This window comes from Azospirillum agricola, from assembly GCF_020005195.1.
Lineage (GTDB): Bacteria > Pseudomonadota > Alphaproteobacteria > Azospirillales > Azospirillaceae > Azospirillum > Azospirillum agricola.
In genome coordinates, this window is the sequence record NZ_JAIFZR010000002.1 from 428,887 (window position 1) to 451,383 (window position 22,497).

The 22,497-nt window shown below is 72.8% G+C and carries 19 protein-coding genes; 9 read left to right on the forward strand and 10 right to left on the reverse strand.

The window, feature by feature from the left end:
* Positions 1-32 precede the first annotated feature (32 nt).
* Positions 33-1,709, forward strand: a complete 1,677-nt coding sequence (locus JN22_RS04805) for a methyl-accepting chemotaxis protein (protein WP_085552825.1) — start codon at positions 33-35, stop codon at positions 1,707-1,709.
* A gap of 117 nt (positions 1,710-1,826) precedes the next feature.
* Here the strand turns inward: JN22_RS04805 and JN22_RS04810 are convergent, their stop codons facing one another.
* Entirely contained in the window at positions 1,827-2,084 is a 258-nt protein-coding gene (locus tag JN22_RS04810) for a con-10 family general stress protein (RefSeq protein ID WP_085552826.1), read from the reverse strand.
* 386 nt (positions 2,085-2,470) lie between these two features.
* On the opposite strand from JN22_RS04810, the gene JN22_RS04815 reads away from it, so the two are divergent.
* The 4 genes from JN22_RS04815 to JN22_RS04830 all read left to right on the forward strand — a co-directional run bounded on the left by JN22_RS04815 (position 2,471) and on the right by JN22_RS04830 (position 7,798).
* A complete protein-coding gene (locus JN22_RS04815; protein ID WP_223677577.1) occupies positions 2,471-3,976 on the forward strand; it encodes a sigma-54 interaction domain-containing protein in 1,506 nt (501 codons plus the stop codon).
* Between the two features lie 236 nt (positions 3,977-4,212).
* Positions 4,213-5,703, forward strand: a complete 1,491-nt coding sequence (gene ccoG / locus JN22_RS04820; protein ID WP_085552827.1) for a cytochrome c oxidase accessory protein CcoG — start codon at positions 4,213-4,215, stop codon at positions 5,701-5,703.
* Positions 5,704-5,792: 89 nt separating this feature from the next.
* Positions 5,793-6,266 (forward strand): DUF983 domain-containing protein, encoded by a 474-nt coding sequence (locus JN22_RS04825; RefSeq protein WP_085552828.1) that lies wholly within the window; start codon positions 5,793-5,795, stop codon positions 6,264-6,266.
* Between the two features lie 38 nt (positions 6,267-6,304).
* A complete protein-coding gene (locus tag JN22_RS04830; RefSeq protein WP_085552829.1) occupies positions 6,305-7,798 on the forward strand; it encodes an aminotransferase-like domain-containing protein in 1,494 nt (497 codons plus the stop codon).
* Between the two features lie 5 nt (positions 7,799-7,803).
* Here JN22_RS04830 and JN22_RS04835 read toward each other — a convergent pair whose 3' ends face one another.
* Together JN22_RS04835 and JN22_RS04840 are read right to left on the reverse strand one after the other, a co-directional pair.
* A complete protein-coding gene (locus tag JN22_RS04835) occupies positions 7,804-9,474 on the reverse strand; it encodes an isovaleryl-CoA dehydrogenase (protein WP_085552830.1) in 1,671 nt (556 codons plus the stop codon).
* Positions 9,475-9,588: 114 nt separating this feature from the next.
* The gene (locus JN22_RS04840; RefSeq protein WP_085552831.1) at positions 9,589-10,218 is read right to left on the reverse strand and encodes an SH3 domain-containing protein; all 630 of its coding nucleotides are present in this window, start codon (positions 10,216-10,218) and stop codon (positions 9,589-9,591) included.
* A 280-nt stretch (positions 10,219-10,498) separates the two neighbouring features.
* Here JN22_RS04840 and JN22_RS04845 point away from each other — a divergent pair, with 280 nt between their 5' ends.
* On the forward strand, positions 10,499-11,167 hold the full coding sequence (locus JN22_RS04845) for a glutathione S-transferase (protein WP_085552832.1): 669 nt from the start codon (positions 10,499-10,501) through the stop codon (positions 11,165-11,167).
* An 11-nt stretch (positions 11,168-11,178) separates the two neighbouring features.
* Here the strand turns inward: JN22_RS04845 and JN22_RS04850 are convergent, their stop codons facing one another.
* The 5 genes from JN22_RS04850 to gloB all read right to left on the reverse strand — a co-directional run bounded on the left by JN22_RS04850 (position 11,179) and on the right by gloB (position 15,008).
* Positions 11,179-11,469: a DUF1488 family protein gene (locus JN22_RS04850; protein WP_085552833.1), complete on the reverse strand. Its 291-nt coding sequence runs from the start codon at positions 11,467-11,469 to the stop codon at positions 11,179-11,181.
* A 44-nt stretch (positions 11,470-11,513) separates the two neighbouring features.
* The gene (locus JN22_RS04855) at positions 11,514-12,137 is read right to left on the reverse strand and encodes a LysE/ArgO family amino acid transporter (protein WP_085552834.1); all 624 of its coding nucleotides are present in this window, start codon (positions 12,135-12,137) and stop codon (positions 11,514-11,516) included.
* Positions 12,138-12,351: 214 nt separating this feature from the next.
* Positions 12,352-13,443, reverse strand: coding sequence for an oxidoreductase (locus tag JN22_RS04860; RefSeq protein WP_085552835.1), 1,092 nt, complete (start codon positions 13,441-13,443; stop codon positions 12,352-12,354).
* A 100-nt stretch (positions 13,444-13,543) separates the two neighbouring features.
* Positions 13,544-14,155, reverse strand: coding sequence for a glutathione S-transferase N-terminal domain-containing protein (locus JN22_RS04865; RefSeq protein ID WP_179166042.1), 612 nt, complete (start codon positions 14,153-14,155; stop codon positions 13,544-13,546).
* A gap of 73 nt (positions 14,156-14,228) precedes the next feature.
* Complete coding sequence (gloB, locus tag JN22_RS04870; RefSeq protein ID WP_085552836.1) at positions 14,229-15,008, reverse strand: hydroxyacylglutathione hydrolase; 780 nt, start codon at positions 15,006-15,008, stop codon at positions 14,229-14,231.
* Between the two features lie 51 nt (positions 15,009-15,059).
* Here gloB and JN22_RS04875 point away from each other — a divergent pair, with 51 nt between their 5' ends.
* Positions 15,060-15,845 (forward strand): class I SAM-dependent methyltransferase, encoded by a 786-nt coding sequence (locus tag JN22_RS04875; RefSeq protein ID WP_085552837.1) that lies wholly within the window; start codon positions 15,060-15,062, stop codon positions 15,843-15,845.
* Between the two features lie 94 nt (positions 15,846-15,939).
* Here the strand turns inward: JN22_RS04875 and JN22_RS04880 are convergent, their stop codons facing one another.
* A complete protein-coding gene (locus tag JN22_RS04880) occupies positions 15,940-17,154 on the reverse strand; it encodes a methyl-accepting chemotaxis protein (protein WP_085552838.1) in 1,215 nt (404 codons plus the stop codon).
* Positions 17,155-17,295: 141 nt separating this feature from the next.
* Between JN22_RS04880 and JN22_RS04885 the strand changes: the two genes are divergently transcribed.
* Positions 17,296-17,847 (forward strand): RBBP9/YdeN family alpha/beta hydrolase, encoded by a 552-nt coding sequence (locus JN22_RS04885; RefSeq protein ID WP_085552839.1) that lies wholly within the window; start codon positions 17,296-17,298, stop codon positions 17,845-17,847.
* A 99-nt stretch (positions 17,848-17,946) separates the two neighbouring features.
* Positions 17,947-18,972 (forward strand): 4-(cytidine 5'-diphospho)-2-C-methyl-D-erythritol kinase, encoded by a 1,026-nt coding sequence (locus JN22_RS04890; protein ID WP_085553431.1) that lies wholly within the window; start codon positions 17,947-17,949, stop codon positions 18,970-18,972.
* Positions 18,973-18,987: 15 nt separating this feature from the next.
* Here the strand turns inward: JN22_RS04890 and JN22_RS04895 are convergent, their stop codons facing one another.
* Complete coding sequence (locus JN22_RS04895) at positions 18,988-22,437, reverse strand: ATP-binding protein (RefSeq protein WP_085552840.1); 3,450 nt, start codon at positions 22,435-22,437, stop codon at positions 18,988-18,990.
* Positions 22,438-22,497 lie beyond the last annotated feature (60 nt).

A 22,497-nucleotide genomic window follows, 5' to 3' on the forward strand; every position in this document is an offset into this window, starting at 1 on the left:
GGCGCGCGGGACGATGAGGAGGAGACTGGTCCATGAAGCTCAAGATTGGAACGCGGCTGCTGCTGCTGGTGTTCGGCGTGGCACTGCTGAGCGCCGTGTCCGGCGCGACCGTCCACCTGACGGGGATGCGCACGAATCTGATCGAGCAGCGCAAGGCCAAGGTCAAGGAGATGGTGGACGCCGCCAGCTCCGTGGTCGCTCTCTACGGCGAGCGGGAGAAGCAGGGCAAGCTGACGCGCGCCCAGGCCCAGGAGGCCGCCCGCGACGCCGTGCGCGCCATGCGCTACGGCGCCGGGGAATACTTCTTCGTCTACGACTACGAGGGCGTCAGCATGGTCCACGGCCTGCGCCCGCAGGTCGAGGGCAAGAACCTGCTGAACCTGAAGGACCCCGACGGCGTCTCCTTCAACGTCCTGATGACCGAGGCGGCCAAGGCCGGCGGCGGCTTCGTCGCCTTCCGCCACAAGCGCAGCGACGACGCCGAGCCGACGCCGAAGATCGCCTACGCCACCGGCTACCAGCCCTGGCAATGGATGATCGGCACCGGCGTCTACACCGACGACGTCGACGCCGAGTTCACCACCCGCGCGACGCGCGAGCTGCTCGTCACCTTCCTGCTGCTCGGCGTCAGCATCGGCATCGGCGTCTGGGTGGCGCGCGGCACCTCGCGGCCGCTGCTGGCGATCCGCGACACCGTCAGCCGGATCGGCGGCGGCGACCTCGCCGTGACCGTGCCGCACACCGGCCGCCCCGACGAGATCGGCGACATCGCCCGCACCGTCGCCGGTCTGGCGACCACCCTGTCGGCCGCCCGCGACGACAGCCAGCGCATGGAGCAGGAGCGCGCCGCCCGCGACCAGCAGCGCGAGCGCCTGTCGGCCCGCGCCGCCCAGTTCGCCCGCGCCATGGACGAGGTGGTGGCGACGCTGAGCACCACCACCCTCACCCTGCACGAGCGCACCGCCGCCCTGTCGAGCGACGCGGCCAGCACCACCGAGCAGGCGCACGCCGCCGCCGGCGCCGCCCAGGGCGCCTCGGACAGCGTCGAATCCGCCGCCCAGGCCAGCGAGGAGCTGCGCAGCTCGATCGCCGAGATCAGCCGTCAGGTGGAAAGCGCGGCACAGACCGCGTCGCGCGCGGTGACCGAGACCGCCAACACCACCGGCATCGTCTCCGGCCTCGTCTCGGCGGCTGAGCAGATCGGCGCGGTGGTCGAGCTGATCAACTCGATCGCCGGCCAGACCAACCTGCTGGCGCTGAACGCCACCATCGAGGCGGCGCGGGCGGGCGAGGCCGGCAAGGGCTTCGCCGTGGTGGCGAGCGAGGTCAAGAGCCTCGCCACCCAGACCGCCAAGGCGACCGAGGACATCCAGGCGCAGGTCGGCGCCATCCGGGTCGCCACCACCAACGCCATCGGCGCCATCGAGGGCATCGCGACGCTGATCACCAACCTCAGCGCGCTGAACGGCGACGTCGCCTCGGCGGTGCAGCAGCAGGAGGCGGCGACCCACCAGATCTTCGCCAACTCCCGTGCGGCGGCCGACAACTCCCGCCGCGTCACCAACAGCGTCGGCTCGCTGTCGACGACGATGACGGCGACCACCGACCGCATGCGGCAGGTGTCCGCCAGCGTCGAGAACGTCTCCAGCCAGTCGGAGCGCCTGAAGGACGAGGTGCGCCGCTTCGTCGCCGAGGTCAACGCGGCCTGACGGCGCGCCTTGGGGAGCATGCGGACGGGGGCCTGCCCGAAAGGACAGGCCCCCGCGCCGTTTCCGGAGCGCGCTTCGTTGCGGCGAGGCGCGCTCCCGGCGTGGCCGGTGCCGCCGTCAGCGGCGCTCGCCGCCCTGGTTTCCGCCACCCTGGCCGCCCTGGCCGCCGTGGCTGTGCTCGCCGCCCTTGCGCCCGGCCTCGGCGGCCAGGTTGTGATCCTTGGAGAAGCTGCGGTCCTCGGGGGCCACGTTCTGGCCGCCCTTCGACCCGGCCTGGGCCGCCCGTTCCGGATCGTTCTTGAAGTTTCCTCCGCTGTGCTGGCCGCCGGCGGCGCGCCCTTCGTTCTGCTTCCCGCCTTCGTTCTGCTTCGCCATGGTTCTTCCTCCGTGATCGTGAACCGTTACGGAGCGGACAACATGGCGGAGGACGGGCCGTTGCGGGGGCTATGCCACCCGGACAAGGGCGTGGCGGGAGGCTCCGCGATCCAGTGACCCGACGCACAGAAGCCGGTGGGGGCGGGATCCGTCCGACGGCCTAGTCCGCCGGACGCTCCCCCCTGCCCGACCGGCCAGTGCCGTCGCCGCCTTTCCTATGCCCGGCGCAGGGAGGCGACGAACCCGGCGACCTGGGTCCGCATGGCGCCGACGCGGGCCTGGAGGCTGTGCGCCCCGGCGAAAACCCGGCATGATGCGCGCCGGTTCATCCAGGCCGGGGAGCGGGCGTGTTCGAGAGCGACGGGACGGGCGGATCGGCTGATGGATTGGCTGATGGATCCGGGGGCGCCTTCCAGGTCGGCGCCGACATGCTGCGCGGCCGGGCCATGCCGTCGCTGTTCGAGGCGCTCGACAAGCAGTCGGAGGGCACCGTCGCCGTCGACCGCGACGCCCGTGTCATCTGGATCAACGCCAAATACGCCCGGATGCTGGGCATCCCCGACCCGGCCGAGGCGATCGGCCGCGAGGTCGAGGAGATCATCCCCAACTCGCAGATGCGGCAGGTCGTCACCAGCGGCCAGCCGATCCTGCTCGACCTGATGCTGTTCGGCACGCAGCGCCTCGTCGTCTCGCGCTTTCCGCTGACCGACGACAGCGGGGCGATCATCGGGGCGGTCGGCTTCGTGCTGTACGACAGCCTGCACCGGCTGAAGCCGCTGCTGGCCGAGCTGTCGCGGCTGGAGGCCGAGCTGGCGGCGACCAAGCGCCGGCTCGACGAGCGGCGGCAGCCACGCTACACGCTGCAAAGCTACGTCGGCGACAGCCCGGCCAGCCTGGAGGTCAAGCGCAAGGCCCGCCTCGCCGCCCGCACCGACGCGCCGATCCTGCTGCTGGGCGAGACCGGCACCGGCAAGGAGCTGATCGCCCAGGCGATCCACGGCCTGTCGGCGCGCACCGGCCGGCCCTTCGTCGGCGTCAACGTGGCGGCGATCCCCGACACGCTGCTGGAGGCGGAGTTCTTCGGCGCGGTTCCCGGCGCCTACACCGGGCTCGACCGGCGGGGCCGGGAGGGGCGCTTCAAGACCGCCGACGGCGGCACCCTGTTCCTCGACGAGATCGGCGACATGCCGATGGGCCTCCAGGCCAAGCTGCTGCGCGCCCTCCAGGAGCAGGAGATCGAACCGCTCGGCTCCGACCGCCCGGTCAAGGTCGACGTCCGGGTCATCGCCGCGACCAACGTCGATCTGGAGCGGCGCATCCAGGACGGCCGCTTCCGCTCCGACCTCTATTACCGGCTGAACGTGCTGCCGATCCGCCTGCCGTCGCTGTCGGAGCTGGGCAGCGGGCTGGAGGCCATCGCCGAATCGATCCTCCAGGAGATCGCCGCCCGCACCGGGCTTCCCGGACGCGGCCTGACGCACGAGGCGGTCGAGGCGCTGAGCCGCCACCCCTGGCCGGGCAACGTCCGCGAGCTGCGCAACGTGCTGGAGCGGGCCTGCCTGCTGACCGACAATCTGCGGCTGACGGTCGAGGATCTGGCGGAGGCGCTGCCCGGCGTGCGGCACGCCGCGGACGCTCCGGCGGCGCGCCCCGTTTTGGGGCAATCAATCCATACAATCGAGCCGTCCACCCCTCTGCCCGGTCAGCCGGCCAGCGCACCATTGGGTGCGCCGCTGGACTACGACGCCGCCTACGACGGCTTCGAGCGCGACCTGCTGGGCCGGGCGTTGGCCGCCAGCGGCGGCCGGGCGGAGGCGGCGGCGCGGCTGCTCGGCATCTCCCGCGCGGCCTTCTACAAGAAGATGGCGCGGCTGGGCCTGCGCGCGCGCTGAGCGCCGGCACGAACGTCGCTCTGGCTTGCCTTGCCATCAATCCGTATTTGTATGGAAATATCGATCGGATTGCGGCGCAATGACGCATTCAATCCTCTTGATGAATGCATTCAATCGGCGTAGAACAGGCCCCGACGGTTGACGGCGGTCTCGCGGTGCGGGTGCCGCCGCGCACGGCCCCGGCTCCCACCGGGGCGGCCCCTCACCGCACCGCCCTTTCCGGGATCGAAATCGCCATGCCGAACACCCTGACGCGCCTGGGCGGACCCGCGCGCGTGCTGCCCCTTCAGGACGGCACAGCCGACACCAAGCCGGCCCCGTTCTTCGTCTCGCGCCGCCAGATCCACCCGAAATCGGTGAAGGGCCGCTACCGCAACATCAAGACCTGGCTGGGCATCGCCCTGCTGGCGCTGTTCGTGCTGCTGCCCTGGCTGCGCTGGGACCGCGGGCCGGGCATCGCCGACCAGGCGGTGCTGTTCGACCTTGGGGAGCAGCGCTTCTACCTGTTCGGGCTGGAGCTGTGGCCCCAGCACATCTACTACATGACCGGCGCGATGATCCTGGCGGCGGTCGGCCTGTTCCTGGCGACCTCGGTGGCCGGGCGCGTCTGGTGCGGCTTCACCTGCCCGCAGACGGTGTGGACCGACCTGTATGTCTGGGTCGAGAAGCTGACCGAGGGCGACCGCGGCGAGCGCATCCGGCTCGACCGCCAGCCCTGGACCGCCAACAAGATCGCCCGCAAGGCGATGAAGCACGCCGCGTGGCTGTTCATCGCGCTGGTCACAGGGGCTTCGGGCATCTTCTATCTGGCCGACGCGCCGACCCTGGCGGGCGAGCTGCTGCGCTTCGAGGCGCCGGAGCTGGCAGTGTGGTCGATCCTGTTCATCGCCGGCAGCACCTATCTGATGGCCGGCTTCATGCGCGAGCAGATGTGCCTGCACGCCTGCCCCTGGCCGCGCATCCAGGTGTCGATGATCGACGAGGAGAGCCGCGTCGTCACCTATCAGGACTGGCGGGGCGAGGGCCGCGCGCCGCTGCGCAAGGGCCAGCCGGTCGCCGAGCGTCAGGCCCAGGGGCTGGGCGACTGCATCGACTGCGGGGCCTGCGTCCACGTCTGCCCGACCGGCATCGACATCCGCGACGGCTTGCAGATGGACTGCATCGGCTGCGGCCTGTGCGCCGACGCCTGCAACGACGTGATGACCCGCATCGGCCGGCCCGTCGACCTGATCCTGTTCGACACCGCCTCGGCGCAGGCCGCCAAGGCGGCCGGGGTCGAGCCGCCGAAGGCGGGCCTGATCCGTCCGCGCACCATCGTCTACACGCTCATGATGGTGGTGGTCGCCGGCCTGATGGCCATCGGCATGCTGCTGAAGCCGAGCGCCGACATCGCCATCCTGCGCGACCGCGCGCCGCTCTTCGTCCAGCTCAGCGACGGCCGGGTGCAGAACGCCTACACCGTCAAGATCTCCAACATGACCCGCTCGGAACGTCAGTACCGGCTGACCGTCAGCGGCCTGGACGGCGCCCGTCTGGCCACCGCCGGCGACCCGGCCGAGGCCGACACGCTGACCCTGACCGCCCCCGCCAACGCCGTGGCGACCTACCGGGTCTACGCCCGCAGCCGGCAGGACACGCTGTCCGGCGCATCGACCCCGGTGACCTTCGACGTCCGCGCCGAGGGTGGGGGCCACGCCAAGCACGACAGCGTCTTCCTGGCTCCCTGAGCGGGGTGGGGGGCAAGCGCAGCGGAGGCTGCACGCCCCCCTTGCCTTGCCCCCCAGCCATCCTTTCCGGATCGAGGAGAGAATCGACCATGATCGACCGACCCGCTTCCGACCAGCCGCCCATCAGCCCGCTGCCGACCGCCCGGCCGCTGCCCTCACTGCCGCCGATGGAGACCGGCATCCGGGGCCGCTGCCCGCGCTGCGGCCAGGGGCACCTGTTCCAGGGCTACCTGACCCTGGCGCCGCGCTGCGCGGTGTGCGGGCTGGATTTCTCCTTCGCCGATCCGGCGGACGGCCCGGCCTTCTTCGTGATGTCGATCGTCAGCTTCCCGGTGGTCGCCTTCGCCGGCTGGCTGGAGGTGTCCTTCGAGCCGCCGCTCTGGGTGCATGTCCTGACCTCGCTGCCGCTGCTGCTGATCGGCTGCCTCGGGCTGCTGCGGCCCTTGAAAGGATGGATTGTCTGCACGCAATACGTCCACAAGGCCGCCGAGGCCCGGCTGGCCGAACCGCAGGCCGCCCCCCCTGCGGATGCTTGCATATCGGGATGCGCACCGGTCAAATGACCCGGTGGTGATGGTCAAATCGGCGCAACGGTGCTTCCATGCAATCGGATCTCAAGCGGGCGGATCTCAGGCAAGCGGATCTCAGGCAGGCCGACCAGGACGGCGGCCCGGAGGATTGGGCCCCCCGTCTCGACGGGCGGGACAAGCCGGCCTACCTCGCCATCGCCGACGCCATCGCCGACGATTTGCGCGACGGCCGCCTGACCCCCGGCCAGCGGCTGCCGCCGCAGCGGGCGCTGGCGGCGCGGATCGGGCTGGACTTCACCACCGTGAGCCGGGCCTATGGCGAGGCGAGGCGCCGTGGGCTGGTGGACGCCCGCGTCGGACAGGGAACCTTCGTGCGCGCCCCGGCGGCCGACGCCGCCGCCTCCCCTTCCCCCGCCTCCCCGTCCCGGCGAACGGCCACGGGGATCCGCTTCGTCGACATGACGATGAACCAGCCGCCGGTCCCCGACCGCCCGGATCTGCTCGACCGTCTGCGCCGCGACGCCGCCGAGGCGGTGGCGGAGCTGGACGCGCATAGCCTGCTGCGCTACCCCGACAGCGTCGGCGCCGAAAGCGGGGCCGGCGACCGCGCCGCCGGGCGGCTGTGGCTGCGCGACCGCCTGCCCGGCGTCACCGGGGAGCGGCTGGCCGTCTGCCCCGGCACCCAGGGCGCCCTGCTGGCGCTGCTGACCCTGCTGGCGCGGCCGGGCGACACGGTGTGCGCCGAGGCGCTGACCTACCCCGGCTTCAGGGCGGTGGCCCGGCAACTCGGCCTGTCGGTGGTCGGCGCGCCGATGGACCGCGACGGGCTCGATCCCGACGCCCTGCGCGCCGTCTTCGAACAGCACAGGCCGAAGCTGCTCTACTGCATGCCGACCCTGCACAACCCGACCACGGCGACCATGCCGCTGGAACGGCGCGAGGCGGTGATCGCGGCGGCGCGGGAATTCGGCGTCTGCATCGTCGAGGACGACATCTACGGCCCGCTGGTGACCGACGCCCCGCCGCCGTTGGCCGCCCTGGCCCCCGATCTGGTGTTCCACATCGGCGGGCTGGCGAAATGCCTGTCGCCGGCCCTGCGTCTGGCCTATGTCGCGGCGCCCGACGCGCGGCAGGCGATGCGGGTGACCGGGGCCCTGCGGGCGACGACGCTGATGGCCTCGCCGGTCACCTGCGCCATCGCCAACCGCTGGATCACCGGCGGCACCGCCGCGGCGCTGCTCGACGCCGTGCGGGAGGAGGCGGTCGGGCGCCAGCGGCTGGCGGCCTCCCTGCTGCCGCCGGAAAGCGTCGCGGCGCACCCGGAGGGGTTCCACATCTGGCTGAAGCTGCCGCCCGGCTGGACGCGCGGCGAATTCGCCACCCATCTGCGCACGCGCGGCATCGCCGCCGTGGTCGGCGACACCTTCGCGCTGCGCGAGCCGGTGCCGGAGGCGCTGCGCCTGTGCCTGGGCGCCGCCGCCGACCGGGCGGAGGCGCGCTGGGTGCTGTCCGTGGTGGCCGACGCGCTGGAGCAGAGCCCGGCGCTGGCCGGGGTGATCATCTGAGGCGATCATCTGGCGTCCGGCGCCGCCCGCTCCAGGATCGCATCCAAGTCTGTGTCCGGCGGCAGCGTGCCGAAGGCGTGCCCCCAGTCGCCGCCGAGCCGCGAGGCGCAGAAAGCCCCGGCGACGGCAGGCGGGGCATGGCGGAGCAGCAGCCCGGCCTGGAGCGCCAGGGCCAGCCGCTCGACCAGCCGGCGCGCCTGCCCTTCCAGCGTGGCCGGATCGGCGAGCATGGCGCGCGTCCGCCCGACCCAGGCGTCGAAGCGGGCGTCCAGCCCGCCGGCCAGCGCCAGTTCGGCCTCCAGCCCGGCGAGCGCCGCCGGCTCCTTGTGCAGGGTGCGCAGCACGTCCAGCGCGATGACGTTCCCCGACCCCTCCCAGATCGCGTTGAGCGGAGCCTCGCGGTAGAGGCGCGGCATCGGCCCCTCCTCGACGTAGCCGTTGCCGCCGTGGCACTCCAGCGCCTCGCAGACCAGGGCGGGGCAGCGCTTGGTGATCCAGTATTTGGCGACCGCCACCGCCAGACGGGCGAAGGCGCGGGCCTGCGGGTCGCCCTCCCCCTCGTCGAAGGCGCGGGCGACGCGCAGCACCAGCGCGATGGCCGCCTCGCTCTCCAGCGCGAGGTCGGCCAGCACCCCGCGCATCAGCGGCTGGCCGATCAGCGGCCGACCGAAGGCGGCGCGGTGGGTCGCGTGGTGCAGCGCCCGCGCCACCGCCGCCCGCATCAACCCGGCGGCGGCGAAGCCGCAATCGAGCCGCGTGTGGTGGACCATGTCGATGATGGTGGCGATGCCGTCACCCTCCTCGCCGACCAGCACCGCCGAGGCGCCGTCATACTCGATCTCGGCCGAGGCGTTGGAGCGGTTGCCCAGCTTGTCCTTCAACCGCTGGAGACGGATGGCGTTGCGCGTCCCGTCGGGCCGCCATCGCGGCACCAGGAAACAGGACAGCCCGCGCCCGGTCCGCGCCAGCGTCAGGAAGGCGTCCGACATCGGCGCCGAGCAGAACCATTTGTGGCCGGTCAGCCGGTACTCCCCGCCCGGCCCACCGCCGCCGAGCGGCTCGGCCCGCGTGCTGTTGGCGCGGACGTCGGAGCCGCCCTGCTTTTCGGTCATCGCCATGCCGATGGTGACGCCGGTCTTCTCGCCCGCCGGGACGAAGCGCGGGTCGTAGCGATCGGACAGGACGCGCGGCAGCCATTCCGCCGCCAGTTCCGGCTGGCGCCTCAGGACCGGCACGGCGGCGTGGGTCATGGCGACCGGGCACAGCACCCCGGCCTCCGCCTGGGTCGCCAGATAGCCCATCGCGGCGTGCGCGACGTGCCCGCCCGGCCTGGAGCCATCCCAGGCGACGGCGTGGATCCGGTGGCGGAACACCAGCTCCATCAGCGCGTGGTAGGAGGGGTGGAACTCGACCTCGTCGATCCGGTGGCCGAAGCGGTCGAAGGCGCGCAGCTCCGGGCCGTGGCGGTTGGCGAGGTCGCCGAGTTCCATCACCCGTTCGCTGCCGGCCTCGGCCCCCAGCGCCGCCAGCGCGTCCCCGGCCCAGCCGCCGCCCTCGCGCCGCACCGCCTCCCGCAGCGCGGTGTCCGTCCGCCAAAGGTCGCGCGGCGCGAAGTCGGGCGGCTGGTTGGCGACGCTGTGGGTGGCGAGCGTGGCAACGGGCGCGCGGCGGGTCATGGCGGGGCCTCCCAAGGGATGGTGTCCTCCTCACATGGCCGCCGCGCCCGCTTCCGCAAAGCCCGGCCGCCGCCTCCCTGCCCTGCCCCTGCTCACGCCCCTGCCCCGCAGCCGTCAGCGCGACGAGCCCATCATCGGCAGGACCAGCTCCGGCCCCTTGGCGCTGTCCTCGATGGTGATGGCGGAGGCGCCCTGCGGCCCCAGCGCCACCGTCACCGGGCGGCCGTTGTTGTAGTTCTTCCACATCTGGTACAGGGCGAGCGCCGCGTACATCTTGGCGTCGCGGCTGGTGTTGTAGCTCCAGTCCTGCGTCGGCACGACCCGCAGAGCACCGTTGCCGGTCTGCTCGACCTTGTCGGCGAAGCGGTAGCCGAGATGGTCGGAAATGCTGGCGACCAGCCCGTCGAAGCCCGGCGCGATCCGGCCGAACCCGGCCTGCGCCGGCCCGGCCGCCGCGGCACCGCCCAGCGTGCTGGCGGTGCGCCGCTTCACGAGGTCGGAGAACAGCCAGCCCTCCTCGCCGGTGCGCAGCACCCGCACGCCCAGCCAGTTGCCGTCCTGCTTCAGTTCGACCACCTCGTCGCCGCGCGTCACCGTGGAGCGGACCGAGGCGTCGTCCGACGGGGCCGCCCGCAGATTGACCTTTTCCCCCGTGACCGAATGAACGTCGCCGGGGGCGGCCAGCGCCGGCAGCGCCAGCATTCCGAACAGTCCGGCAAGCGCCGCGATTGCTTTTCCTGACATGACCACTCCTCCTCGCCGGGCGTGTCCAGCACACGCCGTTTTCCCAACAACGCGGAAACCCTGGCCGGTGATCCATTCGGGTTCTGCTGAACGGCCTAATTTGACTATGCCCAACACGGTAATGGGCGTGGCCCGCCCCGCCGCCGAGCCGGCGGCGCGGCATCGCCGCATGGCCGGGCCAAGTCCGTCGCGACGTGATCCTTCCGGCATCTCCTGACGTATAGGTCATGCACCCCGCCGCGCAGGGCGGACGCCAACGACCGGGAAGACCGCCGCCGCCATGATCACCGTCCATCATCTCGACAATTCCCGCTCGCAGCGCGTCCTCTGGCTTCTGGAGGAGTTGGAGCTTCCCTACGAGATCGTCCGCTACGCGCGCGACCCGGCGACGCTGGCGGCCCCGGCCGCCCTGCGCGCCGTCCACCCGCTCGGCAAGTCCCCGGTGATCGTCGAGGACGGGCTGACCATCGCCGAATCCGGCGCCATCCTGGAGTATCTGGTGAGCCGGCACGGCGACGGCCGGCTGCGCCCGCCGCCGGGCACGCCGGAAGGGCTGCGCTGCACCTATTGGCTCCATTACGCCGAGGGGTCGCTGATGCCGCTTCTGCTGCTGAAGCTGGTGATGGACCGGATGGGCCGCCCGCCGATGCCGGTCCTGCTGCGCCCGCTGGCCCGCAGGATCGCCGGCGGGGTGGTGGGCGCCATGGTGGCGCCGCGCCTCGGCCAGCATCTCGATTTCCTGGAGGACGGCCTGAAGGACTCGCCCTGGTTCGCCGGCGCGGACTTCAGCGTCGCCGACATCCAGATGAGCTTTCCCATCGAGGCCGCCGCCGCGCGCGCCGGGCTGAACGGCTCGCGCCCCCGGCTGATGGCGTGGCTGGAGCGCATCCACGCCCGCCCGGCCTACCGCCGCGCGCTCGACCGCGGCGGCCCCTACGCCTACGCCTGACCGGTCGCCCCCTACCCGGCCGCGATGGCGCGGGCGACGTCGCGGCTGGTCAGATGCAGGCTGGCCGAGGCGTCAAGCCCGCGCCGGGCGATCTTCGCCGCCGCCGCCCGCTCGAAGGCCGGACGGTGGGCGGCGAAGAAGGCGAGACAGTCCTCCGCCCCGCCGGTCCGCCCGAGCAGGGCGCGGAAGGCCAGACGATGGATCGCGCAGACACCCCGATGACCGGACGGGCGGAAGACCAGGGCGTCGATGGCCGGCTGCCATTGCGCGGCGTCCGCATCCCGGACGGCGGCGCCGGCCACACAGGCCCTTCCGTCCCGGCCGCCGCTGTCGGCGCCCTTCCCTGTCATCCTGCGAGGCCCGACAGCAGCAGGCTCGCCGCCAGCGCCGTCATCACCACGCCGATCAGCGTGTCGAGCACCCGCCACGCCACCGGCCGGGCGAAGAGCGGCGCCAGCAGGCGGGCGCCATAACCCAGCGCCGTGAACCACGCGAAGGACGCCGCCATGGCGCCGCCGGCGAACCAGACCCGCTCGCCGATGGGATAGCGGCCGGCGATGCCGCCCACCAGCACCACCGTGTCGAGATAGACATGCGGGTTCAGGAAGGTGAAGGCCGCGACGGTGGCCAGCGCCCGGCCGAGCGGCAGATTGGCGGCGCCCTCGGCGCTCAGGCTCTGGGCCTTGAAAGCGCTGCGGAAGGCGCGGAATCCATAGACGCCGAGAAAGGCGGCCCCGCCGAAGGCGGCGGCGCGCAGGAGAAGCGGGCTGCTGGCCACCAGGCTGCCGAAGCCGGCGGAGCCGGCGGCGATGAGAAGCGCGTCGCTCAGGGCGCAGAATAGGACGAGCGGCAGCACATGGCGCCGGACGAGGCCCTGGCGCAGGACGAAGGCGTTCTGCGCGCCGATGGCGATGATCAACCCGGCGCCCAGGGTGAACCCCTGGAACGCGACCCAGAACAGCGGATGCATGGACGAACCTCGGCGAAGACCGCCCGCAAAAGCGCGGCGGCCGGTGTATCGGGAAACGCGAAGACGAACGGCGCCGTCAGGCTCGGCGGCGGCTGCGCTTTTCCAGATGGGCGGCGACGATGAGGTTCATGGCGAAGCGGGTTCCTGCGTGACGTCGTTGCTTCTACCGGGCCGTCCGCCGAGCGTCAACGCCGGCGCCCGGCCGGGCCGGGCGTCAGGGCAGCGCCACCGTCCGCCGTTCTGCGGCGCTGCGGACGCAGGCTTCGAGCACGAGCATGACGTCGCGGGCGGAGTGCGCCGTCACCGGCGGCGGCGCGCCATCGAGGATGGCGGCGACGACGCCCCGGTAGAAGGCCGGATAATCGCCGGCCAGCGTCTCCACCACCTGTTCGCTCCCGTCGGCCAGGTGCAGGATCCCGTGCAGGGCCGGGTCGTCGCGGCCCCAATCCGGGCCGCCGGGCGTGGCGCCGGCCCGCAGCGCCGCCTCCTGGCCGTCCAGCCCGTGCTTCAGGAAGCTGCCCCGGTCGCCGTGGATCTGGATGCGCGGCCCCGGACGGCAGACCACCGTGCCGGCGTGCAGGATCGCCCGCATCCGGCCATAGCCCAGGATCAGGTGGAACCAGTCGTCCACCTCGGCGGCGCGGCGCTGGGCGCCGACGTCGGCGGTGACGGTGCGCGGCGGCCCGAACAGGGTCAGCGCCTGATCGATCAGATGGGCGCCGAGATCGAACAGCACCCCCGATCCGGGAAGCGGCCGCTCCCGCCAGCCGGGCTTGATCGCCGGGCGGAAACGGTCGAAATGCACCTCGCAATGATGGATCTCGCCCAGGCTTCCATCCTCGACGCAGGCGCGCGCGGTCAGGAAATCGCCGTCCCAGCGGCGGTTGTGGAACACGGTCAGCACGCGGCCCTGGCGCTCGGCCAGTTCGATGAGCGCGTCGGCCTCGCGCGCGGTGGCCGCCATCGGCTTGTCGATCACCACATGCTTGCCGGCCAGCAGGGCGGCGCGGGCCAGCGGGGCGTGGCTGGTGTTGGGGGTGGCGACCACCACCAGATCGATGGCCGGGTCCGCCAGGATCGCCTCCGGAGCGGCCACCGCGACGGCGCCGGGGGCGACCCGGCGGATGTCGTCGGTGCGCGAGCTGGCGACGGCGGCCAGCCGGAGCCGTGGCTCGCTCCGGATCAGCGGCGCGTGGAAGACCGCCCCGGCCAGCCCGAAACCGAGCAGCCCGACGGACAGCGGCGCGGCGGACGGCGGCGCGGCTGAAGACGGTGTGGTCGACGACGGTGTGGAGGGTTGCGGCATGACGATGATTCCCCTTGTTCGGCGCTGTCCCGAACAGGTCACGCGCCGCCCCCTCCGGTCAAGGCCGCAGGGCACGTCCCTCCGAGGAGAGCGGGACCTCTCAGCCGGCCGGCGGCGCGGTGCGGCGGACGCTGTCGCGGTCGGACGCCGCCGCGAACCACGCCGCCAGGGTCGGACGGCCGTCGCGCCAATCCTCCTGGCCGAAGCGGAAGTCGAGGTAGCCCAGGGCCGACAGCACCGCCAGCGTGCCGACCGTCGGCCGCTCGACGGCGAGCCCCGCCGCTTCCGCCTCCAGCAGGTCGAGCGCGCGGGCCACCGCCTTGCGCTGGCGCTCCACCCAGCCGGCCGACCGCTCACCGTCGGGGCGGTTGGTCTCCAGGCGGCGCAGGATCGCCGCGTCGCAGATGCCGTCGGCGACGGCCTGGAGCCGCAGCGCCGCCCAGCGCGCGGGCCCCGGCTCCGGCAGCAGCCCGGCGGCCGGAGCCAGCGTGGCGAGATACTCGACGATGACCGGGCTGTCGAACAGGACGGTCCCATCCTCCAGCGTCAGGACCGGGACCTTGCCGAGCGGATTGTCCGCCGGCAGGTCGGTGCCGGGCGACCAGGGGTCGGTGGCGCGGCAGGAGAGCCGGCCGTCCAGCCCGCCCTCGATGGCGACCATCATCACCTTGCGCACATAAGGCGACGTCGCACTCCAGCGCAGCGTCAGCATCGGGACTCTTCCTCAACAGGTTCGGCGACGGGAAAAAGCCTAGCGTGGCACTCGTCCCCGGTCACCGAAAAGATCAGCCGCGGAAATGATCCTTGCGTCGGCGGATCTCGGCGAAGACCCGCTCCGCCGCCGCACCGGGCAGGCCGACCGCCGCCTGCACCGCCGGCTCGTCGGCGCGCAGGAAGGGGTTGGTGCGGCGCTCCAGCCCGATGGTGGAGGGGATGGTCGGCTCGCCGCGCTCCCGCATCGCGGCGATGGTTTCGGCGCGTTCCAGCAGGGCGCCGTTCTCCGGGTCCACCGTCACCGCGAATCGGGCGTTCGACAGGGTGTACTCATGGCCGCAATAGACGCGGGTCGAATCCGACAGGGCGCGCAGCTTGCCCAGCGACTCCCACATCTGCTCCGGCGTGCCTTCGAACAGCCGGCCGCAGCCGAGCGCGAACAGGGTGTCGCCGCAGAACAGCGCGCCAGCGCCGTTGAAGGCCGTCTCGAACCAGAAGGCGATGTGGCCGCTGGTGTGGCCGGGAACGGCGATGACCCGCGCGGTCTGCTCGCCGAACACGGTGCGGGCCCCCTCGTCGAGCGCCACGTCGAGGCCGGGGATGCGGTGCGAATCGGCGCGCGCGCCGATCACCGTCGGGCGGTAGCGCGCCTTCAGGGCCGCCACGCCGCCGATGTGGTCGTCGTGGTGGTGGGTGAGGAAGATGTGGGTCGGCACCCAGCCGCGCCGGTCCAGTTCGGCGATCACCGGCTCCGCGTCGCCGGGATCGACCACGCCGACCTTGCCGGACGCCGCATCACGCAGCACATAGATGTAGTTGTCGGCGAATGCCGGAACGAGAACGACCTCCACGGCAACGGACTCCCTCTGTTGCGACGCAAACCCGTGATACGCTGGGATACCATGTACACCGATATCGTCGATCTGAGGGAGTTCTACGAGTCCGGATTGGGCCAGATGGCCCAGCGGATGATCCGGCGCCGCGTCCGCACCATCTGGCCGGACGTGCGCGGGCAGATCGTGCTGGGCGTCGGCTACGCCACCCCCTACCTGCGCCCCTTCATGGCCGAGGCCGACCGGGTGGCGGCGGTGATGCCGGCCAGCCAGGGCGTCAGCTTCTGGCCGCCCGAAGGGCGCGGGATGGTGGCGCTGGGCGACGAGGCCGACCTCCCCTTCGGCGACAACACCATCGACCGCGTGCTGCTGGTCCACGGGCTGGAGGGCACCGAGCAGCTGCGGCCGATGATGCGCGAGATCTGGCGCGTGCTGGCCGGCGGCGGGCGGGTGCTGGCGGTGGTGCCGAACCGGCGCGGCTTGTGGGCGCGGGCCGACTGGACGCCCTTCGGCCACGGCTTCCCCTATTCGGCCTCCCAACTGAAGCAGGTTCTGCGCGACACCATGTTCGTGCCGGAACGCACCGGCCACGCCCTGTTCATCCCGCCGCTGCGCTCGCGCTTCCTGCTGAAGACCGCGCCGGCCTGGGAGGAGGTCGGCGGGCGCTGGTTCAAGGCCTTCGCCGGGGTGACGATGATCGAGGCGTCGAAGCAGATCTTCGCCGGGGTGTCGCGCCGCACGACGCAGCAGCCGGTCAAGCGCCGGCTGATCGTGCCGCTGCCGGGCGGGGCGGCCACCGCCGCCCGCCGCACCGCCGATCCCGACCCGACGACGACTCCCTACCCGCACGCCTGACGCACGGACCGTTCATCATCCGGCGCGACGTCATGCCCGTGCCTGGCACGGGCATGACGGAACGGGACGAGGACGCCTTTCCCGAAACCGGCCCCTACCCGCGCACCTGACGCAGCGCGTCGCCGACCCGGCCGCCCAGGCTGCCGGCCCGCGTGGCGATGTTCTGGCTGAGCGCGCTCAGTTCCTCCAGCGTGCGGGTCACGCCGCCCAGCGTCTGTTCTGCGTCGCCGATGCGCTGCTCGGCGGCCATCGCGTCCTGGCGCGAACGGTCGAGCGTGCGCGACACCTCGGCGGTCAGCATCGCCTGCTCGTCGATGGCGGCGGCCACCGTGCCGTTGATCGTCTGGATCGAGCCGATGGTCGAATGAATCCGCCCCAGCGCCTCGTCCACCGCCGCCGTCTCCTTTTGCAGGTTGGAGACCTGATCGGCGATCTGCTTGGTGGCGTCGGCGGTCTGGCGGGACAGCGCCTTCACCTCGTTGGCGACGACGGCGAAGCCGCGCCCGGCCTCCCCGGCGCGCGCCGCCTCGATGGTGGCGTTCAGCGCCAGCAGGTTGGTCTGGCTGGCGATGGCGTTGATCAGCTTGACGACGCTGGCGATCTGCTCGGCGGCGGCGCGCAGCGAGGTCATCACGGTGGTGGCGCGGTCGCTGTCGACGGCGGCGGCCTGGCTGATCTCGCGCGCCTTGCTGGTGTCGCCGGAAATCTGCTGGGAGGTCGAGGACAGCCGGTCGAGCACGCCGGCGATGGCGCCGACCGACCCGTCCACCGCGCGGGCGGCGGCGGCGGCGTCGCCGGTCTGGCGCAGGCAATCGTCGCCGGCCCGCCGCACCGTGTCGACGGCGCCGTCGAGCTTGCGTCCGGCCTCGGTCATCTCGGCGGCGAGCCCGCCGATGTCGCGCTCCAGCCGGTCGGACAGCTCGCGCAGGATCCGGGCGCGCTGGGCGTCGGCGTTTTCGGCGCGCAGCATCGACAGCGCCCAGTGGCGGGCGATGCGGGCGTAGCGGCGGGCCTGATCGGCCGGGCCGGCGACGGCAAGCGAGCCGACGCGCTCCCCGTCCAGGTCGATGGCGACGTTGTAGCCCTCGCGCATGGCGCCGCCGGACTTGGCGGCCTCGTCCTTGGCGACCGCGCGCTCGTCGATGCGGCGCGCCATGATCTCGGCGGCGATGGCGTGGGTGGAGCCGATGCGGTCGCGGGCGGTGGAGGCGATGATGCTGCCACCCTTGCCCATGAAGGAGACCACGACCTCCAGTTCGCGGCCGATGTGATCGCAGATGTCCTGAGCGATGGTGGCGCTGATGTCCAAGACGTTCTCTCCCGATGATGCCCGATGCGTGCCGCCGGCGGTTGAGCATCCCAGCCATCCCCGGGCTGGAAGCCTTGAGCGGTTGCCCCGCGGTCTTGTCGCGATACTATACGGGAACGATGACGATTCTGAGTTGAAAGAATGACGCAGCCGACCGTTTTGATCCTTCCCGGCCTGGGCAACTCCGGCCCCGACCATTGGCAGAGCTGGCTGGCGGGCCGCATGCCCGGTCTGGTCCGGGTCGAGCAGGCGGACTGGGACCATCCGACGCCGGCCGACTGGGTCGCGCGGCTTGAGGCGGCGGTCGCGGCGGCGCCGGGCCCGGTGCTGCTGGTCGCCCACAGCCTGTCCTGCATCCTGGTCGCCCATTGGGCGGAAGTACCGGGCGCGTCGGTGGGCAAGGTCGCGGCGGCGCTGCTGGTCGCCCCGCCCGACGTCGAATCGCCCGCTCACACCCCGCCGGAGGTCCGGGGCTTCGCGCCGGTGCCCACATCCCCCCTGCCCTTTCCCGCCGTCGTCGTCGGCAGCCGCAACGATCCCTACTGCCCGGCGGCGCGGGCCTGTGGCTTCGCGGCGCTGTGGGGCGCCGACTTCATCGACGCGGGCGAGGTCGGGCACATCAACCCCGCCGCCGGCTTCGGCCCCTGGCCGATGGGCGAAAAGCTGGTGCGGGACCTGCTGGCGGCGGCCTGATCCGGTGCCCGAACAGGCGATCCCCCTCTTGCCGCAACGCGGCATCGGTGCCAAACAGGGCCGCCCTCTCCGCCCCCCTTTCGCCAGCCGGTGACGCCGATGACCGCCGCCCCCCTCGCCGAGGCCGCCCCCGCCAAGCTGAACCTCTACCTGCACGTCACGGCCAGGCGGCCGGACGGCTACCACGAGTTGGACAGCCTCGTCGCCTTCGCGGAGATCGGCGACACGGTGACGGTGCAGCCGGGCGTCGCGCGGGTGGCGCTGCGCGGGGCCGACCTCCCGGCGGCCGGGCCACGCCTGGTGATCTCCGGCCCCTTCGGACCGGCGCTGATGGGCGAGAATCCCGCCGGCAACCTCGTCATCCGCGCGGCCCACGCCTTGGCGGCGCGGCTGGGCCGCGACGCCGACGCGCTGATCGCGCTGCACAAGCTTCTGCCGGTGGCGTCGGGCATCGGCGGCGGCTCGGCGGACGCGGCGGCAACGCTGCGGGCGCTCGGCCGGCTGTGGGGGCTGGAAGCGAACGCCACCCTGCTTTACGAGGTCGCCGCCGGGCTGGGCGCCGACGTGCCGGCCTGCGTCGCCGGGCAAAGCTGCTTCTTCGGCGGGATCGGCGAGATCCTGGACGCGGCGCCGCCGCTGCCGGAGGTCCACGCCGTGCTCGCCAACCCCGGCGTGCCGGTGCCGACCCCGGCGGTGTTCAAGGCGCGGAGCGGCGGCTTCTCCGCTCCGGCCCGCTTCTCCGCCGCACCGTCCGACGCGGCGGCGCTGGCGGCGCTGCTGCGCGAACGCTCCAACGACCTGACCGCCCCCGCCCTGACGGTGGCCCCGGCGATCGCCGACACGCTGGCGGCGCTGGAGCGCGGCCCCGGCTGCCTGCTGGCCCGCCTGTCGGGCAGCGGGGCGACCTGCTTCGGGCTGTACGCCACCGCGACCGAGGCGGAGGCCGCGGCGGCGGGCATCGCGGCGGCCGAGCCGCGCTGGTGGGTGAAGGCGACGCGGCTGCGGCCGACGGCGCCCGACGCGCCCACCCTGCCGAAGGGGTTGACGGCAGCCCTCGCGACGGGCCCGGCGGTGCCGCCGCCCTCCGTCCCCTTCCCGGACACCGGCGGCTGGGGCGTGGGCTGAGGCCGCCCTCCAGCCCTAAACGGCCATCGCCCCGCACAGCGCGTCCATCGCCGCGACGCCGCGCGTGAATTCGGCCGCCGCCGTCGCGGCCAGTTCCTGTGCCTCCCCCCGGCGGCCCTCGCGCACGCCGTCCTCGACCGCCCGCATCAGCCCGACGAAGGCCGTCAGCCCGAAATGGCTGGCCGCCCCGGCGAGGCGATGGGCGATGTCCTCCAGATCGGCGTCCCCGGTGTCGGGGGCGGCCAGACGCGGCAGCCCGTCCGCCGCCGCCTCCATCAGCAGCCCACGGATGGACGCGAAGCGCGCCGCCCCCAGCGACCGGACGTAGCGGTCGAGAATCTCCGCGTTGACCGCCGCCTCCCTTGTCGGCGGCACCGGCGGAGGCAGGGACGGCTCGCCGGGTGGTTCCAGCCGCATCGGCACGGTGTTGGACAGCAGATGCATCAGCCGTTCCGGGAAGATCGGCTTCTCGATCACCGTGTCGATGCCGGCGGCGAGGTAGCGGGCGCGGTCGGCGGCGAAGACGTTGGCGGTCACCGCGACGATCGGCACCGCCGCGCGCCCGGCGTCCGGCAGGGCGCGGATGCGGCGCGCCACCTCCGGCCCGTCGATGTCGGGCAGGCGGATGTCGAGCAGCACCGCGTCGAACGTCCGCTGCGCCGCCAGCGCCAGCGCCTTCTCCCCCGTCTCGGCGACGGTGACGCGGTGGCCGGCGTCGGACAGCAGCCCCAGCGCCACCTCGCGGTTGATGGCGTCGTCCTCGACCAGCAGCAGAGCCAGCGAGCGCACCCGGTGGATCGGCAGCAGCCATCCCGGCGCCGCCGGCGGGCTGGCCGCCGCGACCCGCTCCAGCGGGATGGCGACGGTGAAGATGCTGCCCAGCCCGACCGCGCTGTCCACCGCGATGGTGCCCCGCATGGCGTTCAGCAGATGGCGCACGATGGCCAGCCCGAGCCCGCTGCCGCCGAAGCGGCGGGCGATGCTGGAATCGGCCTGCTCCAGCTTCTCGAAGATGGCGGCGCGGCGGTCGGGCGGCACGCCGATGCCGGTGTCGCGCACGCTCATCACCAGACGCTCGCCCGCATCGCCGTCACGCGACAGGCCCACCCGCACGTCGACCCCGCCGCGCTCGGTGAACTTCACGGCGTTGCCGACGAGGTTGACCAGGATCTGCCGCAGCCGCTGGCGGTCGACCACCACCAGTTCCGGCACCTCCGGGGCGATCTCCAGATCCAGCGCGATGCCCTTCTCGTTGGCGAGGCTCTCGACCGTCGCGACGACCTCCTCCAGCACTGGCAGCAGCGCGCAGGGGGTGGGGTCGAGGTCGAGCTTGCCGTCCTCGATCTTGCGCAGGTCGAGGATGTCGTTGACCTGATCGAGCAGCCCATGCCCGCAGCGCATGATCGACACGGCGTAGCGCCGCTCCCCCGGCTCCAGCCGCCCGGTCAGCAGCAGCCGGCACAGGCCGAGGATGCCGTTCAGCGGGGTGCGCATCTCGTGGCTGACGGTGGCGAGGAACTCGGTCTTGGCGGCGTCGGCGCGCTCGGCCCGCTCCTTGGCCTGCCGCAGCTCCTCGCGCGCCCGGCGCGAGGCGGTGATGTCGTTGGCGATGCAGATGATGTGGCAGCGCCCGTCGCCCGACCATTCGAAGGGGTGGCGCTGCAACGCGAAGACCGCCGTCTCGCCGTTGCGGGTCAGCGCCAGCTCCTCCAGACCCAGCGCGCGCATCGCCCCGGCGGGGCCGCCGGCCAGCGCGCGGCCGGTCTCCTCGCCCAGCGCGTCCGGCAGCGCGCGGCCCTGGATGGCGGCGCGGCTGGTGCCGAACGCCTCTTCCGCCGCGCGGTTCCACAGAACGACCCGGCCGCTGTCGCCGTCGAGCACGTAGAGCACGCTCGGCACGTTGTCGATCACCGCGTCGAGGAAGGCGCGGGTCCGCCGCAGCTCCTCCTCCGCCTCGCGGCGGCGGGTGATGTCGACGACGGCGCTGAGCAGCACCTCCTCGCCCTGGAACTCGAAGGCGATGCCGGACAGCAATGCCCAGATGCGGTGCCCGGATTCGGTGACCAGCTCGGTTTCCACGTCGAGCGCGAGGCCGGTGGCGAAGACGTCGCGGACGAAATCCTCGCGCACCGCCGGCGCCGACCAGACGCTCGACGCCGGTCGGCCGAGCAGGATTTTCGCCTCCGCCACCCCGAACAGGTCGGCGGCGCGGCGGTTGACGAAGCGGATCGCCCCGTCGGCCCGGCCGGAAATCACCAGCGGGACGGGGGCCGCCTCCAGCACCGTGCGCAGCCATTGCTCGTTGCGGCGCAGCGCCTCGCTCTTGACCTCGGTCTCATGGATGTAGAAGCGCAACGCGCGCGCCAGTTCACCGATCTCGTCGGTGCCGGTGGCGGGGATCTCGGAGTCCCCCCCCTCGGTGCGGTCGCGGATCGCCTCGCTGACCGCCCACAGCCGCGCCAGCACCTTGCGGCGAACATAGGCGACCGACAGCACCATGCCGATCACCACCACGCCGACCGAGGCGAAGAACAGCCGGGTGTAGGTGGTGGACACGTCGATGATCTGCCGGCGGCTGTCCTCGGCGGCCTTGGTCTGCTCGACCAGGATGCCGGTGTTCAGCCCGGTGTTGACCAGCGAGATCTGGTTGGCGCGGTCGACCAGCCCGGTCAGCGCCTCCGACGCCTGCAAGTCGGCCTGGCGCTGGCGGAAGACCGAGCGCTCGCCCTCGACCACCGCGCGCAGGCCGCCGATCAGCCGCGCCGCCGGCTCCCGCAACCCCTCCGGCAGGCCGGCGCCGTCGCCGGTCAGGACGGCGAGTTGGGCGGCGGCGGTCTCGCCGAGCCGGGTCAGGGCGAAGCTGTTCTCGGTCTGATGGACCGAGGCGATCAGGAACAGCAGCCGTTCCGCCTTCGCCAGCCAGCGCTGGACGGCGACGTCCTCCTGCCCGCGCAGCGCCGGGTCGGCCAGCGCGTCGGCCAGCCGCCGGACGTCGCGGTCGCGCTCGGTCAGTGCGCGGCGGGCGGCGATGCGGACGGCGACCCCGCGGTCGATCGCCTCGCGCAGCCGCAGGATCTCGTCGCGCTGCTGCTTCAGCCCGCCCAGCCGCGGCCCCGGCCGGCCGTCGCCCGACTCCAACTCGGCGAGCAGCCGGTCATAGCCGTTGAGCTGGTCGGACAGGCCCTGGTTGATCGTCTCGCGGCCGAAATTGTCGTTCGACAGGGCCAGCTGTTCCAGGGTCCGCATGATCCGCTGGTGCTGGCGCTCCAGCCGCGCGGCGGCGACGACGGCGGGAAACTGCTCGGAGGTCACCCGCGTGATGCCGGCGTGCAGCCCGTCGAAGGCGACGTAGGCGCCGAGCCCGATCAGGAAGGCGACCAGCCCGTTGAAGGCGAGCGCGCCGAACAGCCGCGCGCCGACCCCGATCCCGAGAGCCCCGATCCTTCCCGCCCCCCTTCCCGCCATGCCCGATCCGTCTCTCTCAAGGGGTGCCGCCCGTCGCTGGCCGAGCGTATCATAGCGCCG

Coding starts and splice junctions, on each gene's coding strand:
- JN22_RS04855 (WP_085552834.1), bottom strand. CDS start 12,137: ATGCATCCGCTGTTCTGGGTCGCGTTCCAGGGGTTCACCCTGGGCGCC.
- JN22_RS04810 (WP_085552826.1), bottom strand. CDS start 2,084: ATGGCGAAGCAGAACGAAGGCGGGAAGCAGAACGAAGGGCGCGCCGCC.
- JN22_RS04825 (WP_085552828.1), top strand. CDS start 5,793: ATGATCGACCGACCCGCTTCCGACCAGCCGCCCATCAGCCCGCTGCCG.
- JN22_RS04860 (WP_085552835.1), bottom strand. CDS start 13,443: ATGCCGCAACCCTCCACACCGTCGTCGACCACACCGTCTTCAGCCGCG.
- JN22_RS04885 (WP_085552839.1), top strand. CDS start 17,296: ATGACGCAGCCGACCGTTTTGATCCTTCCCGGCCTGGGCAACTCCGGC.
- JN22_RS04865 (WP_179166042.1), bottom strand. CDS start 14,155: ATGCTGACGCTGCGCTGGAGTGCGACGTCGCCTTATGTGCGCAAGGTG.
- JN22_RS04835 (WP_085552830.1), bottom strand. CDS start 9,474: ATGACCCGCCGCGCGCCCGTTGCCACGCTCGCCACCCACAGCGTCGCC.
- JN22_RS04840 (WP_085552831.1), bottom strand. CDS start 10,218: ATGTCAGGAAAAGCAATCGCGGCGCTTGCCGGACTGTTCGGAATGCTG.
- ccoG (WP_085552827.1), top strand. CDS start 4,213: ATGCCGAACACCCTGACGCGCCTGGGCGGACCCGCGCGCGTGCTGCCC.
- JN22_RS04845 (WP_085552832.1), top strand. CDS start 10,499: ATGATCACCGTCCATCATCTCGACAATTCCCGCTCGCAGCGCGTCCTC.
- JN22_RS04805 (WP_085552825.1), top strand. CDS start 33: ATGAAGCTCAAGATTGGAACGCGGCTGCTGCTGCTGGTGTTCGGCGTG.
- JN22_RS04895 (WP_085552840.1), bottom strand. CDS start 22,437: ATGGCGGGAAGGGGGGCGGGAAGGATCGGGGCTCTCGGGATCGGGGTC.
- JN22_RS04830 (WP_085552829.1), top strand. CDS start 6,305: ATGCAATCGGATCTCAAGCGGGCGGATCTCAGGCAAGCGGATCTCAGG.
- JN22_RS04890 (WP_085553431.1), top strand. CDS start 17,947: ATGACCGCCGCCCCCCTCGCCGAGGCCGCCCCCGCCAAGCTGAACCTC.
- JN22_RS04875 (WP_085552837.1), top strand. CDS start 15,060: ATGTACACCGATATCGTCGATCTGAGGGAGTTCTACGAGTCCGGATTG.